At 56.6% G+C, this 17,705-nt stretch carries 10 protein-coding genes; 5 read left to right on the plus strand and 5 right to left on the minus strand.

Going from position 1 to position 17,705, the window contains the following annotated elements:
• The first annotated feature begins 145 nt into the window (after positions 1-145).
• Positions 146-1,360 carry an MFS transporter gene (locus Q1K07_RS14730; RefSeq protein WP_300312347.1) on the plus strand — a complete coding sequence of 405 codons (1,215 nt, stop codon included), beginning with the start codon at positions 146-148 and terminating at the stop codon, positions 1,358-1,360.
• Between the two features lie 33 nt (positions 1,361-1,393).
• Here Q1K07_RS14730 and hemB read toward each other — a convergent pair whose 3' ends face one another.
• The 3 genes from hemB to Q1K07_RS14745 all read right to left on the minus strand — a co-directional run bounded on the left by hemB (position 1,394) and on the right by Q1K07_RS14745 (position 10,553).
• Entirely contained in the window at positions 1,394-2,368 is a 975-nt protein-coding gene (gene hemB / locus Q1K07_RS14735; protein ID WP_300312350.1) for a porphobilinogen synthase, read from the minus strand.
• A gap of 91 nt (positions 2,369-2,459) precedes the next feature.
• Entirely contained in the window at positions 2,460-3,245 is a 786-nt protein-coding gene (locus tag Q1K07_RS14740; protein WP_300312353.1) for a thioredoxin family protein, read from the minus strand.
• A 129-nt stretch (positions 3,246-3,374) separates the two neighbouring features.
• Entirely contained in the window at positions 3,375-10,553 is a 7,179-nt protein-coding gene (locus Q1K07_RS14745) for a DUF4781 domain-containing protein (RefSeq protein ID WP_300312356.1), read from the minus strand.
• A gap of 851 nt (positions 10,554-11,404) precedes the next feature.
• Here Q1K07_RS14745 and Q1K07_RS14750 point away from each other — a divergent pair.
• Positions 11,405-11,596 (plus strand): hypothetical protein, encoded by a 192-nt coding sequence (locus tag Q1K07_RS14750; protein WP_300312359.1) that lies wholly within the window; start codon positions 11,405-11,407, stop codon positions 11,594-11,596.
• A gap of 87 nt (positions 11,597-11,683) precedes the next feature.
• Here the strand turns inward: Q1K07_RS14750 and nspC are convergent, their stop codons facing one another.
• Together nspC and Q1K07_RS14760 are read right to left on the minus strand one after the other, a co-directional pair.
• Positions 11,684-12,835 (minus strand): carboxynorspermidine decarboxylase, encoded by a 1,152-nt coding sequence (nspC, locus tag Q1K07_RS14755; protein WP_300312361.1) that lies wholly within the window; start codon positions 12,833-12,835, stop codon positions 11,684-11,686.
• Between the two features lie 6 nt (positions 12,836-12,841).
• Positions 12,842-14,041 carry a saccharopine dehydrogenase family protein gene (locus Q1K07_RS14760; RefSeq protein WP_300312364.1) on the minus strand — a complete coding sequence of 400 codons (1,200 nt, stop codon included), beginning with the start codon at positions 14,039-14,041 and terminating at the stop codon, positions 12,842-12,844.
• A 257-nt stretch (positions 14,042-14,298) separates the two neighbouring features.
• Here Q1K07_RS14760 and Q1K07_RS14765 point away from each other — a divergent pair, with 257 nt between their 5' ends.
• The 3 genes from Q1K07_RS14765 to trkA all read left to right on the plus strand — a co-directional run.
• Positions 14,299-14,739: a DUF411 domain-containing protein gene (locus Q1K07_RS14765; protein WP_300312366.1), complete on the plus strand. Its 441-nt coding sequence runs from the start codon at positions 14,299-14,301 to the stop codon at positions 14,737-14,739.
• A gap of 373 nt (positions 14,740-15,112) precedes the next feature.
• Entirely contained in the window at positions 15,113-16,594 is a 1,482-nt protein-coding gene (locus Q1K07_RS14770; protein WP_300312368.1) for a TrkH family potassium uptake protein, read from the plus strand.
• Between the two features lie 24 nt (positions 16,595-16,618).
• A partial coding sequence (gene trkA / locus Q1K07_RS14775) for a Trk system potassium transporter TrkA (RefSeq protein ID WP_300312370.1) occupies positions 16,619-17,705 on the plus strand: 1,087 nt, incomplete at its 3' end.

A 17,705-nucleotide genomic window follows, 5' to 3' on the forward strand; every position in this document is an offset into this window, starting at 1 on the left:
ATCCATAACAAACAGGAATCAATAACATGAAACATATGAATTGTTTTTATTTATAAATGTTATCTATGCTCGCCTCATGGATAGGTCGTCCCTCATATCTCTGTCAGGCCCATCCGCTACTTGCATACCAGGAAACGAGAAGACAATGCCAGGACAGTCTGCTGCATGGAAGGTCAATCTATGGGTCAGCGGTTCAGGATCATTCATCAATATCGTCGCCATGACCATCATGCTGCCCTTTCTCCCCCACTACCTGGGAACCTTGGGCGACTATACACAAAGTGAGACTTTTCTCTGGTCCAGCCTGGTCTATTCCTCGACCTTCATCACCGCCGCACTGTTTGCGCCCCTCTGGGGCCGGCTGTCCGATCGCTATGGATGCAAGGTCAACCTGATACGTGCCAGCATCGGCATGTTTCTGTGCATGACGCTGATGGGACTGGCCTCCAGTGCCTGGCAAATGGTCATCCTTCGCCTGCTTGCCGGCGTGGCCGGTGGCTATACCTCGGGGGCCACGATCCTCATGGCCAAGGAAGCTCCTGAGTCCCGTGCGGGCCATGCCCAGGGAGTACTTTCCGCCTGTATCCTGGCGGGTAGTCTGGCAGGCCCGATATTGGGCGGTTTTCTATCCGCCTATGTGGGCATGCGTGAGGCGCTGTTCATTACCGGTGGTCTGATCTTTTTCAATGTTCTGGCGACAACGCTGCTGATCAAGGAAACACAGGTAGCCCAAGTATCCCGGGAGAGCACGGAAGCGCCCGCCAGCCCGTTCAATCACATGGTCTGGGCACTATTGATTGCCACCATGGGGTTGCTGATCGCCAATCTGTCGATTGAACCCATCATCTACAGCATCGTCAGCGACATGGAGCACTATCCACTGGCGGCTACCTCGGCGGCAGGTATCGTGCTTGCCGCCACCGCGCTGGGCTGCCTGCTGTCTTCACTGATGCTAGGTTCATTCGCTGATCGCTTTGGTGCCATGCGCATTGCCATGTATGGCTTCAGTGCAGGCGCCCTTCTGATCATTCCTCAGGCATTCGTCACCGATGTCTACACACTGACGTTGCTGCGTTTCGCCATGGGTCTGGCCCTGGGCGGTGTGTTGCCCTGCCTGAAGGCGGCACTCAAGCACGCTTATACCGATACGGAACATCTTGGGCGCGTCATGGGGCTGTCGACCTCTTTCCAATACATCGGCCAGGTGGCAGGTCCCATGATGGGTGGCATCGTGGCCGCCACCTGGGGCACGGCGCCGGTCTTCCATGTGACCGCCGCCGTGGCATTACTATGCGCTATTCTCATTGCCATCAGCATGCACCGCAGCCGTGATCACGACAGCCAGGCCATCGCTTCATGAGCACCATACTGCCAGATCACAGCCCTTCTTCAGTTACAGCCCTTCTTCGAGCAACTGAGGAGCAAAGTAGGTCATGATCAGGTCAGCGCCGGCACGCCGCATGGAGCCTAGCGTTTCACGTACCACGGCTGATTCATCGATGACACCTTGCTCAGCAGCGAACTTGATCATCGCGTATTCACCACTGACCTGATACGCCGCCAGCGGCAACAGGCTATTACGGCGGATGTCCGCCATGATGTCGAGATAGGCCAACGCTGGCTTGACCATCAGCAGGTCGGCGCCTTCCGCCTCATCCATCAACGATTCGCGCAAGGCTTCCCGACGATTCATGGGATCCATCTGATAGGTCTTGCGATCACCCTTGAGCTCAGTGCCCGCGGCTTCGCGGAAGGGTCCATACAGGGCAGAAGCCAGCTTGGTGGAATAGGCCATGATCGGAATGTCTTCGAAGCCGGCATCATCCAGCGCCTGACGAATCGCCGCGACCTGGCCATCCTGAGCCGCTGAAGGCGCAATGATGTCGGCTCCGGCCCTGGCTGCCGCTACCGCCTGAATGCCCAGGTTACGGATAGTCAGATCGTTATCGACGCTATTGCCCTTGAGAATGCCGCAATGACCGTGGCTGGTGTACTCGCAGAAACAGATATCCGGAATCACCACCATGTCCGGTGCTGCTTCCTTGATGGTGCGCACCATGCGCGAGACGAGACCGTTCTCGTCCATCGCATCGCTGCCATGCTCATCCTTGTGATGCGAAATACCAAACGGCATGATGCTTCTGAGCCCCAGTTGGCTCAGGCGACGCGCCTCATCGGCCAGCTTGCTTTCCGGCACCCGGGATTGCCCAGGCATGCCGGCAATCGGCGTGAATTCATCGCTGCCTTCTTCCACAAAGATCGGGTATACCAGATGCTCTGCGCGCAAGGTTGTTTCTCGCACGATATCGCGCAGTGCTTCACTTCGGCGTAAACGGCGCAGGCGAGCCTGGGGGAATTGAGCAGGCATACAACACTCCTTCAATGATCGGGCGATTGACAACACCTTGATGGCGGCCGACCAGTATATAGCAAGCTAAAGAATACGCCGAAACGAGTACTCAAGGTTCGGCGTATTCATCATGTCGGCGCCACCAGATACCGTCTGATTCATTGCGTCCTTTCGGAGCACGATCAAGCCACTGGTAGGCTCCCCACAGGCTATCCAGTCCGCGCGCATAGGTGGAGTATGTGTGATAGACGATACCGTCTTCCAGCACGAACGCACTCATGCCAGGCATGTCACGCTGAAAGGTGGCGACATCGGTTCCGCACGTGGCGGCAAAACGGGCTTCCTCACTTTCACCACCGCCCTCCTCACCCGAGCGCCAAGCCTGTATCGGCTCCTGGCGATAGTTATATTCGATCTTCCCTTCGCGTTGCTGCTCCTCACTGAACCACACATTGAAGTCGGCATTGAAATCGCTACCGGACGAGGACACCCAGGGAAAGTCCCAGCCCATTCTCTGCTTGTATGCCTGCAACTTGGCCAGCGGCGCCCGCGATACCGCCAGCAGTGTGACATCGTGGTTGGCCAGGTGGATCACGAAGCCATTGAAACCATCGGCAATCATCGAACAGGAAGGGCAGCCCGCCGTGTAATCGGGACCAAACATGAAGTGATAGACGAGAAGCTGCGTGCGACCTTGAAACAGCTCAGGCAGTGAAGCCTGCCCCTCATCCGTTTCGAACTGATACGCCTTATCGACGCGAACCCAGGGCAACTGCTGTCGCCTGAGCGCCAGCTCATCGCTTTGCCGCGTGAGCTGCTTCTCTGCCTGGAGCAGATCGAGCCGCGCCGCCAGCCACTCGTCACGCGTTCCTGTCTGATGCTTTGGCGTAGACATATGACTTCCTCCATTTCGTTGGCCATGAAAGGTATTTAGCTCAAGGCCAGCGAATGGAGGGAGTAACAATCGTGACGGGATTTTCCGGATAGCGGGAAAATCATCGGCGCACCTGTTCCAGCATGGCCCTCAAGCCGCTGGCAAGTACACGCGATCTCCCGGAAAGATCATGCTGGGGTCGAGAATATGGTCCAGGTTGAGCATCACGACCTGTTCGACATCGCGTCCTTGCTGCACGGCGATTCCTCCCATCGTCTGATTCGGCTCCACGATGACGAAGGCATAGTGGCCTTCGAGGAGAGGATTGACGCGTCCACTTGCTTCCATGCTGCCCTCCGCTTGCTCCTCAGTGTCTTCTACCACTGCCAGGCCAGGCGTTTCCTCGGCTTCCAGCTGCTCATCCAGCACCGGAGAAGCATTCTCATGCGTATCAGCGATGAGTGGTGCCGTGGAGGGCGAGAAGTCGGAGGGCACATAGCCGAGTAGCTCATCACTGATATCTTCCGGCTCCTCCGACATCTGGTCATTGGCAAACTTCACACCAGCCATGACAGAGCCCGGAATCATAGTGCCACTGAAGCCGATGATCGTGGCAAAATCCTTCTTATCTATTTCCCATTTTTTCAGTTTCGCCGGAATGAATCGATCAAGGGATAGAGAAGGCGTCGGTAGCCAGTCTCCGAGTTTCTGCCCGAGACGAGAGTCTCGAAACCACAAGCGAGTCACCGCCCCTGTCAGCAATGTATTCATGGCGACGTCGTAGACACTCCCCTTGGTCATGCCCGCTTCCATGCCAATACCGCCCCCTAGTGCAAAGGGCAACAACGCCACATCATCTGCCCAAGGCATCACCCTCCTGCCCGTTGAGGCTTCCTCGAGACTCTTGGTTAGATACACCGAGAAACCGAACGCATTGGCGCCATCTTGTACATTATTCATGCCGGGATTATTTCCCGGCACCTGGAATTGAATATTCCCATCGCCAGTAGAGACATAGTGGCCAAGTATCCCGGCATGACTGATCGAGAATGTCACGAACTCGATACCACGCAAGGTGCGCCCCAGCCCTGTATCCACAGCCGTGGCTTCTGGAGCGACACTACGGACAAACAAACTGGCTCCCCGAACACCTGATGCCAGAGCGTTCAAGGGAATCGATACCTGAGGAGAGCCCGCCAATGAAAAACTTGCCCCAAGGCTTCCGGCACTCAATAGCAAGGTACGGATCGCTTTCTCATGGTTACGTGCCGACCCCCAGGTACCATCTTTGCCGTTATAAAGGGCAAAAGGCAGAGTGTCCTGATTGGCTGAGTTCAGTGTCCAACGCAGCGGACTGGCCTTCTCTTTCGAGACCATTACATAGACATCTTTATCGAAATGGCGATTGATGATGGTATTGCCATTTCCTGAGTCCTGAACATGGATCGTCCGTTGACCATTGCTGCCTTCGGTCGCGGCAAAGATGACCGGTTGCTCACGCCGACTCGTCGACCACTTGATATGCCCATCGTTGTCCACCTTTCCACCACGCGTCAGGGTTCCCTGCTGCATGACGAAGTTAGTGGGGTTCAAACGCTCAGATTGAACGAAATGCACATAGTGTCCCGGTGGCAAGGCACCATCTACCGAAGCCTGATTCAAGACATTCAGGTCGTTGAGCCGATACAGGCGAGGCAGCCCCATTGGCGGCATGGCGTCACCGTGCCGGGAAAACAGCGTGTTCTGGATGAGAGGTCCGAGAGGCTGCAAATCTGGGTGAGTCGCTCTCAACGACTTTGCACTCATGCCGACACCAAAGATACCGCTGCCCAGCCCCGCCAGTGCATCCGCTCTCTCCAGCCCTGACATCTCATCCCAATTCGCCAGGATGTTGTAACCGGAATAGCCCATCAACGGGATACCGACACCCATTGCGGCCCGGTCGAGGCCTTTCGCCATATTAAAGGCAAAGTTATTCACACCGAGCTGGTCGAAAGCCTCTCGATATGCAGCGTTCTGACTCATGAACTTTTGCGAGGTGTTGACGGCACCGATGCTGGTTCTCGCCGACACACCGACCGGTGTCCCTGTCCGAGCCAGTCCAGCAAAACGGAAAGCACTCGAGCCCATCGGCAACACCGAGGTGACCAGCATCGCCCCTTGCATGAGACCTTCGGTGCTGGCCAGTGGCCGGCCATGTTCATGCATTTCATGCAGGTTATGAGCACTGCGGGCACCAAAGTAGGCACCTCCGGCAAAGGCGATCGGTGCCGCTATCGGTGCCAGCGGAGGGATAAAAGAAGCCACCGTGGCGATGCCCGTGCCTATACCGATGATGGGATCGAGGTACTCTTCGGCGAAACTCAGTTCTCGGGCCTGTAGCCATTCATACTTGATGTTGCCATCGGCATCGGTCAGTCGGTCGAGGTCCTCCGGCGCATAGATATGGCCACTGTCGGACAAGTAATTGTTGTGACGGTAATCATCGAAGTTGCGGTACTTGCTGCCGCTCTCATCGACCAGCCAGGTCTTGCCGTCCTGATCCTCGACTCTGAACAGCGCGGTATCACGCACCCCTTCACTGCTGTCGCGATAGAGAAGCGGGATGATGTCGACCTCGGCATCATCACCAGCGATATCGCGGATCTGGTCGATCACCGGATCCACCACCTCCGGATTCACCTCTTCCGATGCTCCCGCACCTAGTGCTTGATTGATCCACTGCCGAGCATCCTTGTCGCCCATGGACACTGAATCGGGCAGCTCATTCCGCTTGTCTGTGATGGCGTCATCTGCCACCACGGGATTCTCCCGGAAAAAGCGCTCTTGCTGTTGTGCCCACTGCTCTGAGTCCAAGCGATCATCCAGCGATTCGCCACGCAGGAAGTCGTTCCATCTGCCTACTTCATCCAGCTGATCACCGACTGCCTCGGTGCTTTCCAGAGCCTCACGCAAATCGGATACATGACTCTGTGGCCCGACACTCTCTGTAAGGGGCGCACCATTCTGCGTCAGACCATTGCTGCCAAGCCCCTCCTGGGTAAGACCAATCTGTGTCGACAACAGAGCTGCCTGGCTATCTACCTGATTCTGCCTTGCCTGCATCAGCGCGCCGTGAGTGCCATTGGCCTCGAGATAGGCATCTTCCATCTGCCACGCGGCTGAAACCTCTCCTTCATGCTCGATCGAGTAGATGTCATCGACCAGCTTCCAGGTCGACGGCCTCGCCGAGCGATAATCTGCTTCTTCCAGTGCCAGTTGCGCTTCCTCGATGCCTACCCGAGTCGACGCCAGATCGTTCTCGGCCGTGTTCAACGCCTGAAGCGCCATTGCCACATCCGGATGCACCCAGCGCTGCTCGCCTTCCAGCGTCACCAGCACCGGCGTCACATCATCGGCAAAAGTATCGGTCAGTTTTGTCGTCGTGCCGCTGCCATGCTCTTCCAATGCGTCATTGCTCGCGGTTTCGGCAGTGTCGACCTCCTGCTGTACATCCTTCAACGGATCTTCTTTATCGCCGGCGTGTTCCGCCCACCAGTCGGCCCACTGCCGATCGAGTTCCTGTTCGGCCTCCGTGCGCCCCTCCGGAGCCTCGCCGGGGGCATAGGTCAGCTGGAACGTATAGGGGTCGTCTCTATCCTCGTAGCGATTTCTTAACCACAGCTGGCCATTGTCGTCGACGAAGTAGTCATCTCCCTCACCATTCATTGCACCGGTGGAATCATACGACTGCGTATTACCATGCCATTCTCCCGGCTCGGTAAAACCATCGGGGTCGAGATGTTCCGGATGCTGCTCGCCATACAGCTCTCTGGCCCGCGCCAGGATATCCCCGCCATCGTTCAGTGCATTACGCGCTGCGACGAGTTCGCGTTGTGCGGCAGCCACTTCTGGATGCACCCAACGCATCTCGCCATCGATTTCGACCTGTTCGGCATCCTCTCCGCCCGGTACCACCGAGCCCTCGCCATGCTCGTCGATGGCATCGTCGAGATCCTGCTCCAGGCCAGGAATGGAATCCTCAAGCACCGCTGCGGTCCCGCGATCCTTCTCGATGCCTATCTCAGTGAGCGTACGCTCTGCGTCAGCCATTTCCCGAGAGACCTGCACCAGGCTGCCATCCCCGCTATAACGGATCTGTTTCCAGCTCGCCCAGTCCTCGTCGAATTGCTGCTGGGTTTCGGTGCGTGTCGGTGATTCACTGCTGCCAGGTTCATAGGTCAGCTGAACTTCCAGGGGCTCATCCCAGTTCTCATAGGTATTGACAAGGTAGAGCTGGCCGTCGCGCTCGACGACCTGCTGATCCTGCAAGGCGCCACTGGGGTCTTCATTCGGAGGCCCTGCCCGATTCGGTGTGACCTTGGTAAAGCCCTCAGGCTTGAAGTAATCGGGGTGCCGTTCACGCACTTCATCAAGGAGGCGGGTTTCAAGATCCGGATTGACATTCCGGTCTTGAGCGAATTCCTGCCAAGCCTGGTTGGCATCACGCTGCGCCTGGGTCAGATCCTCGGGTTCCTCGCCTGGAGCATAGGTGAGCGGCTTCTCTACCTCTTTCTTGTCGTAGCCTTCACCATAGGTATTGACGACATAAAGCTGGCCATCACGCTCGATAACCTTGGTATCCGTCAGCTCGCCCGACTCCCATTCATGTTTGGAGTCCATGGCGCCGGTGCGTGTCTCCGAGTAACCATCAGGATCAAAATACTTGGGATTGGCCTCTTGGAAGGCAGCCAGTGCATCGTCCTGCAGTTGCCCCGGCTCATCACCGACTTTCAGTTCATGCCACTGCCGATTCAGCTCCTGCTGGGCTTCCGACAATCCATTGGACTCATTGGCAGGGTTCTCGGTGAGTTTCTTGTAAAAAGGCTCATCGCGGTCCGCATAAACATTTCTCAGGTATAGCTGGCCGTCCTTTTCGACCACCGACTGATGCAGCAACTCCCCGGTCTCTTCCTTTTCACCCATGGGATTGGCAGGGCTGCCTGACTCGGTGACTTCTTCGAAACCTTCTTTCTGGAAGTAATCCTCGTAGCTTTCGTCACCACGATAGATCTCGAGCGCTTCTTCCTTGAGTCTATTCGCTTCCTCTTGCAGGCCTCGATACTCTTCCTGCAGATTGAGATAGTCGATCCAGGCATTGGCGCTTTCCAGGCGTTGCTGGGCTTCTGCCAGGCTTCCCTCAGGTTTCTGTGGGTCCCAACGCAGGCCATGGGGAACAAGCAACTCATTGATCCGCTCGCTTACATTGTCCATGGTCGCTTTATTATCTGGATCCAGTGCATAGACGTTGACCTGTTCCTGATGTTGCCAGGCCTCTGCCTGGGCCTGGCTCAAGGCAACGCGTGTCGACTCTGCCTCCTCGAGAGGCTCGACCAATCCTGGGTCCACCCATACCCATTTGCCGTCATACTGCATCGGCACCCAGGCCTCACCATTGGAGGTTTCCTCATCTGGCGGGATACCCAAGGGATCACTGTCACTGGTGTTTTCCCCCTCCTTGATGACATCGCTCTCATCACCATCCTCACCGACGATTTCCTCGATGGCACTCTGAACGGCCTCTTCTTTATCCCCAAGATCGGTTTTCAGGTCCTCGATCTCTTTGATCTTGCCGTCATCGGTGCGGTCCACCAGCAGCTCTTCGATGACCGACTGGAGCACGTCATCCTCATCCGAATCGTCCGGATTGAGCCTGAGCAACTCTTCCGCCAGGGATTGCTCTTCCGTGCTCCGATCAATCGTGAACTCCTTGCCATCTTCATTGCGCCGCAGGGTCAGATCGCCTTCCGGGGGAGTGGTCAGCGTATAACCGTTGTCAGTGACTGCGGTGGTTGTCCTGCCGTCGATATCCACACGAGTGGTGGTCTCGCGGCCATTGGCTTCGGTGACGGTTTCGCGGGTGCCGCCGTTGAGATAGCGCATCCGGCTCGTTTCAGTACCATCAGCGTCGACATGCAAGGAGGATGTCGGAGCCCCTGGCCCACTACTGTGGCTGGCAATGACGTCCTCGGCATCATCGGCGCCGACGATCTCGGTGGTGTACTGCTCTCCACCATTGGCCAGCTCACCGGTGCGTGTCTCGACCACATAGCCGGCGGCACGCAGCTGGGCTTCCACCTGAGCTTGAGTCAGACCATTCTGCTCGGCAATCGCCTCGATGCTCTTGCCATTGGCCACGGCAGCCACGATGTCATCAATGCCTTCGCGAGTAATGTTCTGGCTATCATCCAGCTCCGTGCGATGGCCGTCTTCGTCGATGACCGTCGTCGTGGTCTTGCCATCGTCACCGGTGACTTCCTCGACCGTCACACCATGCTGTTCGTAGGTGACCGTGGTGGTCTTGTTGCCCTCGATGTCGGTGACTACCGATGTGGTGGTGCCGGAGGGATCGGTCTCATGGCTGACGACCTCATCACCACTGTCTTCAGCCGTAATGTGCGTGGAGGAGTTATCCCCCTCAGCCTCTGTTTCATATTCGTAGCCGGCAGCCTCGATCTGGGCGATCACCTGCTCGGGTGACAGTCCCTGGGCTTCGGCAATTTCCTCGATACTCTGCCCGTCGGCAACACCTGCGACGATGTCGTCGATGCCCGCTCGGGAGGTGTCCTGCTCGGGCTTCAGCTCTGTACGCCGCCCTTGTTCGTCAGTCACTGTCGTGGTGGTCTCACCATCGGCATCGGTGATTTCTTCGACGACGACACCGTCCTGCTGCTCGGTGAGCTCGTACTTGGCCACCATGTCGCCGCTTTCCGGGTCACTGATCTCGGTAGTTTCTTCCTGGCCGTCATCGGACTGTGTTTTTTCGACTTCAAACCCATCCGCTTCGAGTTGATCGAGAACGTCCTCACGGCTGATACCGTAGTCCTCGGCCACCTGGTCGATGCTCTTGCCGTCGGCGATATCCGTGGCAAGCGCCTCGGCGTCTTCTGCGCTTAGTCCACTATTGGGTTCAGCACCATTATCGACCTGGGTGATATCAAATGTTGGCCCCTGGCCACTGGTGTCAAGCAATGGGTACTGGGCCTGGAAGGGCTCATTATCCAGATAAGGGCGATTGGCCTGCTGAGCTAGTAACGGTTGTGAATAGCTGGGCGAATAGACGCCCAGTCCCTCGCCATTGTTCAAAGGTGGCTGGTAGTGGAATACCGGCGTCTGGACGCCTGCATTCCAGGCCGGCGTGGCATCAAAGGCCGGGGTATATCTCGGCACAAGGGGTGGCGGAGGGGGGATCTGGATTCTGCTGAAAATCGCCGAACCGAGGATAGAGGAAAACGCATCCGCGGCATCGGGCTGGAACAGTTGACGGACACTGCGTACCAAATTGATCAAAGCACTTCTCCTTCCTCGACCCAAGGGGCGAAGGCATTCGACCATCCGTCGAACAAGGCCTTCCCTGCCTCAGGGATGGGGCTCTGAATCAATTTAGACCCAAGGACAGAAAAAAGTGAAAGGATTAGTGCTTTTTGATTACGTTTTTTCTACATGGGCAGTGCCGCATGCCGGCACAAGCCTTCATCTTCAAGAAAAAAAACTTGCTTGATCACCCTTGATACCTCCACGTTCATGCGCCTTCGCAGAAAAATCTCATGCTCAAGCGATGCGGTCCAGTAAACACTGCATGCATATTGCTTCACTTGCAGCACATATCTGCCTGGCCGCAACCGATAGGCCTCAGGCGGAACGCTGAATACCGTGACCACGTTGGCATTGAATGCATCGCGCTCCTGGTCACCGCCTTTCTCTAGTGCGATTCCTACTATGTGGTTTGCGCTGGACTATTCATTGCAGGCGGGTTCCAGTTCAGTCCACAAGCTGGCAGAACAGATCGATGGCGCTCGGTGTGTTCAATCGAGTACGGAAATCCTTCCTGTACTTAATCAATCCCTGGCGACCATTATCGAGCTGCTTTATGTCTATTAAGCACCGACGAAGCTTGGAACCTACAAAACCAGGCTACGAAACTCAGCATCTACGAAACTCGGCAGAGTTGATTGGCGGGTATACCCCATGAAAGAAAATATGGAATTTTCAAGCCTATTCAAACAGTAAAGTAGGATTACTTTCCCGCACTTTACTTTTCAATGGACATATAAAATGGGAATGACATAACGGCATTGAGGTAGAGATAAACAGCCAGGATGTGCAATTCTTTGGTTAGACCCCTTGATGAAGGAACATCCATGTACTCTATCTTGCGCATATCAGCTGCCGCATTGGCAGCTATCGCCTTCGGGGTTCTCATGTCGCGGCTACAAGCGAACCTGGCCCATGATCCGTTATTGTCCTTTGCCTCTTATGGACGCTATGCACCTGAAATCCTGGGAGCCATTGTCGGAGTCGGCACCTGGTCACTGCTGGGGGAAAGCCGCTAAAGACAAAAATGCCACGATCCTGAAAGACCGTGGCATTTCCATCAAGGGCATTGCAGGCACCTGGACGAAAAGCCCAGGCAGCAAACATCAGCTGAGTCGCTGCATATAATCTACATAGCCGAAAGTACGCACTGTACGCACTTCACGACTATGTTCATCTACCCGACAGATTGATGGCAGACGAATACCATTGAACGTCGTGGTCTTGACCATGGTGTAATGCGCCATATCGGTGAACACCAGACGATCACCAATCTCCAGGGGACGATCGAAGGAATAGCGCCCGATCACATCACCGGCCAGACAGGTCGTTCCGCCCAGGCGATAGGTATGAGCTTTTTCCCCAGGTTCACCACCGCCAATGATCTGCGGTCGATAAGGCATTTCCAGCACATCAGGCATATGTGCCGTGGCCGATGTATCGAGAATGGCGATAGGGCCATCATTCTCGACAATATCGAGTACGCTGCACACCAGGTAGCCCGTGTTGAGCGCAATCGCCTCACCGGGTTCCAGATAAACCTGAAGGTGTGGATAACGCTCACGGAAGTCACGAATCACTCGAACCAACCGATCGACGTCATAGTCTGGCCGGGTGATGTGGTGGCCACCACCGAAGTTCATCCAGCGCATGCCTGGCAGATACTGGGCGAACTTGGCCTCGAAGGCTTCCAGCGTATGCTCGAAAGCATCGCTGTTCTGCTCACACAAGGTGTGAAAATGCAGACCCTCGAGCCCTTCCAGATCTTCCGCCTTGAGATCCACGGCCCGCGTACCCAGCCGCGACCCAGGAGCACACGGATCGTAAAGGGCCACTTCAGCCTCGGAATACTCCGGATTGACTCTCAGGCCACAGGATACACGGCGTGGTGCAGCGGAAACCTGCTGGCGGAAACGGCGCCATTGCCCAGGAGAGTTGAAGCTGAGATGGTCGGCATAACGCAGCACAACCGCCATTTCCTGTTCGGTGAACGCCGGGGAGTAGGTATGTACCTCGCCGCCGAAGGTTTCGGCGCCGAGGCGTGCTTCATCTTGCCCACTCGCAGTGGTGCCCGCCAGGTACTGGCTCACCAGCGGGAAGGTGTCCCACATGGCAAACCCCTTGAGTGCCAACAGCACCTTGGCACCACTGCGCTCCTGGACCTCCTTGAGAAGCTCCAGGTTATTGCGCAGCAGGGCATCGTCCACCACATAGGCAGGTGACGGGCAAGCGTGGATATCGAAGGGATAATCGGCCATCGCTGATCAGCCCAGCAGATCCACGTCGGGATCCAGCTCCACCATTTGCCACGGCAGACCCATGTCACCAATCCGTTCCATGAAGGGGTTGGGATCTAGCTGTTCGACGTTGAACACGCCTTCACCCTTCCAGATGCCTTCCAGCATCAGCATGGCACCAGTCACGGCAGGCACGCCTGTGGTGTAGGAAATGGCCTGGGACTGCACTTCGGCATAGCACTTCTCGTGGTCGCAGATGTTGTAGATGTACACCTTGCGACGCTTGCCATCCTTGATGCCGTCAAGGATGACACCGATGTTGGTCTTGCCCTTGGTGCGCGGCCCCAGGGATGCCGGGTCTGGCAGGATAGCCTTGAGGAACTGCAGCGGAGTGATTTCACGGCCTTCAAACTGGATCGGCTCGATGGATGTCATGCCGACATTCTCCAGCACCTTCAGATGGGTGATGTACTTGTCGGAGAAAGTCATCCAGAAGCGGATTCGCTCGATTCCCTTGATATTCTGGGACAGAGATTCCAGCTCTTCGTGATAGAGCAGATAAATGTCCTTGTCACCAATGCCATCGAAGTTGAAGGAACGCTTCTCGGCCAGAGGAGCGGTTTCCTTCCATTCGCCCTTTTCCCAATAGCGACCATTGGCCGTGATTTCACGGATATTGATCTCGGGATTGAAGTTGGTGGCGAACGGATAGCCATGGTCACCGCCATTGGCGTCCAGGATATCGATACGATGGATCTCGTCGAACAGGTTCTTCTGGCCATAGGCGCAGTAGATGTTGGTCATGCCTGGGTCGAAGCCGCAACCCAGTGTGGCCATGTTACCGGCCTTGGCATAACGTTCCTGAAAGGCCCATTGTTCCTTGTATTCGAACTTGGCCTCATCGGGGTGCTCATAGTTGGCAGTGTCCAGATAGGGCACGCCAGTGCGCAGGCAGGCTTCCATGATGGTCAGGTCCTGATAGGGCAGGGCCACATGGATCAGCACATCGGGCTTGAATGACTCGATCAGCGCGACCAGGGCGTCGACGTCATCAGCGTCCACCTGGGCAGTCTGAATCGGGCGATCCAGCTGAGCGGCAATGGCCTTGCACTTGTCTTCATTGCGGCTGGCCAGGCAGATCTCGGCGAAAACTTCAGGATGTTGTGCGCACTTGTGAGTGACGACACCGCCGACGCCACCGGCGCCGATAATCAGGACTTTGCTCATGGGTATCGAATCCAGATCGGGAAAGTTCAACGGTGATAGGGCCTTATCGGTAGTGGGCCGCAACAGCGCACCCCGACCCGATGCCACCCCGGTCCAGGCCTCGCCCGGCTATTATGTGGCCGACGAGGGCGCGGATAATGGACTCCTATGAGGCTGGTATCAAGTGGTTTTCACGTCAAGATATTCCTTGACCCTAGGGTAGCCCCCAGGTTTTAGGCTAGGGGGTCGCCAGATTATCCGCAAAGGGAGACATTCTGATGAAACACCGCGCCTCTGCCATGGCACTCTGTGCCGCATTATTGACCGGGACGGGAGCTGCTCACGCAGCTCTGCCGGAGGAAGCCACGCTATACAAGAATCCAGGATGCAGTTGCTGTGATGAGTATGCAAAACACCTTGAGGAAATGGGTGTCTCGGTAGAGATTGTCGAGCATGAGGCCCTGGCCGAGATCAAGCAGCAGGCCGGTGTACCGCATGGCATGGGTTCCTGCCACACGATCAAGATGGGGGACCACTGGGTGGAAGGCCATGTGCCGATGGCTGCACTTGAAGCCTTCTTCAAGGATACCCCGCAGGCGGATGGTATCGGCCTGGCCGGCATGCCGACAGGTACACCAGGCATGCCCGGAGAGAAGCAAGGCCCCTTTGAGGTCTACCTGTTCGACGACCAGCAGTCGACACCTTACATGGCGCTGTAAGCGCCCCGAACCGCACAGCGGCGATTTCGAGCGAGCATATAGATACCCCATCCCCTGCTCGCTCAGTCCCTCGCTTGCTCCACAGAAACCTGCCCAGTCGCCGGCCACGGTGCTTTCTTGGAAGCGCTAAGCTTGAAAGCACGATAGCTTGAAAACGCTATAAGAGGCGCTACACAAGGCAGCGTAGCCGGCCCATGATCATCATGCTGCTCTGCGGCATGTATTCACCTTGGTTGTCTTGCCGCAAGGCACGGAAAAATACCTCGCAGCAAGATGTTTCCGTGCATAATTTTACGGAAATTTTAGGCTGTCTTGTGGTGATATAGCGCTTCTTGCCGCCCAAGGAGCATCTTTTTCATATGGACGTGAGGTCATGAGCAAACCCCAGCAAATCCTGACCGAGTGGTGGCTCGGATGGGCCCCTATTCTCAAGATCCTGGCCGTACTCTGGGTCATCCTGGCCCTGTTCATGGCCGCTCCCTGGGTCATTCTGATCTTCGAGAACGATCCGGATGCCTCTGCTTTTGCCATGTCCATTGCCATCATTCTGGGGGCTTCCGCCCTGACGCTGCTTTCCACATGGCGCATTGCGGTCGAACTCAAGCCTTGGCAGATGTTCCTGATCACAACCTCCAGCTGGGGCACCATGAGCTGTTTCGCCAGCCTGCCGCTGATTCTCGGAGCACCTCAGTTGAGTGTCACCGATGCCGTCTTCGAATCCGTATCGGCGATTACCACGACGGGCTCAACCATTCTCATGGGCATCGAAAATCTTTCCGATGGTCTCAAGCTATGGCGTGGCATCATGCAGTGGCTGGGAGGGATCGGCATCATCGTGATGGGTATCGCTATCCTGCCATTCCTGAAAGTGGGGGGCATGCGCCTGTTCCAGACCGAGTCCTCCGATTGGTCGGATAAGGTCATGCCTCGCACCGGGGGAATTGCCAAGGCAACGCTATCCATCTATACCGGCTTCACCGCGCTTGCCGCTGTGTCCTACTTGCTGGGAGGAATGGCCCCTCTCGATGCCCTGGTGCATGCCATGACCTCACTGGCCACTGGTGGCTTTGCCAATAGCGATGACTCTTTCGGCGCCTATGCTGATCGTCCCTGGCTGCTGTGGATGGGCTCCTTCTTCATGCTCTGCGGTAGCTTGCCCTTTGTACTCTATATTCGCTTCCTGCGGGGCTCTCGCGGCGCTCTGTGGCACGATGCCCAGGTTCGTGGCTTTCTAGGGTTCCTGACGGTGGTGATTCTGATACTTTCCCTATGGCGCATGTGGAATGGAACGGATGCCTTCACTGCACTCACCCATGTTGCTTTCAACGTGATATCGGTCGTCACCACCACAGGTTATGCGTCTGACGACTACACGTTGTGGGGTCCCTTTGCGATCACGGCCTTCTTCTATCTCACTTTCATCGGTGGCTGCAGCGGCTCCACCAGTGGTGGCCTGAAGATCTTCCGTTTTCAGATCGCGACCCAGCTGCTACGCAACCAGTTGCATTACCTGATCCATGCCAATGGCGTGTTCCGCGCTCGCTACAATGGCCAGCCCTTGTCCGATGACATCAGTCGTGGTGTGCTGGCCTTCTCGTTTTTCTATTTCCTGACCATTGCCGCTATCGCCCTTGGGCTGTCTGCAATGGGCCTTGATGCCCTGACCGCAGTTACCGGTTCGGCAACTGCAGTTGCCAATGTGGGGCCCGGCCTGGGAGATATCATTGGCCCTTCAGGTAACTTCGCGTCCCTGCCCGCCGCTGCCAAGTGGCTGCTGTGCGCAGGCATGTTGCTCGGACGACTCGAGGTTCTCACGGTACTGGTGTTGTTCATTCCCATGTTCTGGCGCCGCTGACCCCGACATCACGGAGATTTGGATATGAAAATCATCATCCTCGGCGCAGGACAGGTCGGCGGCACTCTGGCGGAGCATCTGGCCCGCGAAGACAACGACATCACGGTGGTGGACAATCAGGGCTCGCTCCTTCGAGAGCTGCACAACCGCCTCGATATTCGTACCGTGGCAGGCTCCGCCTCCTATCCTCCCGTGCTACGCCAGGCAGGCTGCGAGGATGCCGACATGCTGATCGCGGTGACCAATTCCGATGAAATCAACATGATTGCCTGCCAGGTCGCTCACTCCCTGTTCAATACGCCGACCAAGATTGCCCGGGTACGCGCTGCTGCCTACCTGAGCCGCCAGGGGCTGTTCGCCCAAGAGGCCGTCCCCATTGATGTACTGATCAGTCCGGAGCAGGTGGTCACCGACCACATTCGCCGCCTGATCGAGCATCCTGGCGCATTGCAGGTGCTGGAATTCGCTGACGGCCTGGTTCAGTTGGTGGCTGTACGCGCTTACTACGGGGGTCCGCTGGTCGGTCAGGAACTGGGCTTCCTGCGCCGCCACATGCCCAATGTCGATACTCGGGTTGCTGCCATCTATCGCCGCAACCGGGCCATCATTCCGCGTGGCGACACGGTCATCGAGGCTGATGACGAGGTGTTCTTCATCGCCGCACGCAAGGACATCCGCGCAGTGATGGGAGAACTGCGTCGCGCCGATAGGGGGTTCCGTCGGGTGATCATCGCCGGTGGCGGTAATATTGGTTCTCGACTGGCCGAGCACCTGGAGCACGGCCACCAGGTCAAGATGATTGAATACAGCCTGGAACGCTGTACCCAGTTATCCGAGCATCTCGACCGCACAGTGGTCCTCAACGGCAGTGCTACCGATAAGCGCCTGCTGGAAGAGGAAAACATCGAGGACTGCGATATCTTCTGTGCCCTGACCAACGACGACGAAGTCAACATCATGTCGTCGATGCTGGCCAAGCGCATGGGGGCCAAGAAGGTGCTCACTCTGATCAACAATGCCGCCTATGTGGATCTCGTGCAAGGCGGCGAGATCGATATCGCCATCTCCCCCCAGCAGACCACCATTTCCAGCCTGCTGACCCACGTGCGCC

The sequence above is a fragment of the Halomonas sp. genome (assembly GCF_029263665.1).
GTDB lineage: Bacteria > Pseudomonadota > Gammaproteobacteria > Pseudomonadales > Halomonadaceae > Halomonas.

Bases quoted from the DNA above. Each gene is read 5' to 3' on its own strand.
- Q1K07_RS14730 (WP_300312347.1), top strand. From the start codon at position 146: ATGCCAGGACAGTCTGCTGCATGGAAGGTCAATCTATGGGTCAGCGGT.
- hemB (WP_300312350.1), bottom strand. From the start codon at position 2,368: ATGCCTGCTCAATTCCCCCAGGCTCGCCTGCGCCGTTTACGCCGAAGT.
- Q1K07_RS14740 (WP_300312353.1), bottom strand. From the start codon at position 3,245: ATGTCTACGCCAAAGCATCAGACAGGAACGCGTGACGAGTGGCTGGCG.
- Q1K07_RS14750 (WP_300312359.1), top strand. From the start codon at position 11,405: ATGTACTCTATCTTGCGCATATCAGCTGCCGCATTGGCAGCTATCGCC.
- nspC (WP_300312361.1), bottom strand. From the start codon at position 12,835: ATGGCCGATTATCCCTTCGATATCCACGCTTGCCCGTCACCTGCCTAT.
- Q1K07_RS14760 (WP_300312364.1), bottom strand. From the start codon at position 14,041: ATGAGCAAAGTCCTGATTATCGGCGCCGGTGGCGTCGGCGGTGTCGTC.
- Q1K07_RS14765 (WP_300312366.1), top strand. From the start codon at position 14,299: ATGAAACACCGCGCCTCTGCCATGGCACTCTGTGCCGCATTATTGACC.
- Q1K07_RS14770 (WP_300312368.1), top strand. From the start codon at position 15,113: ATGAGCAAACCCCAGCAAATCCTGACCGAGTGGTGGCTCGGATGGGCC.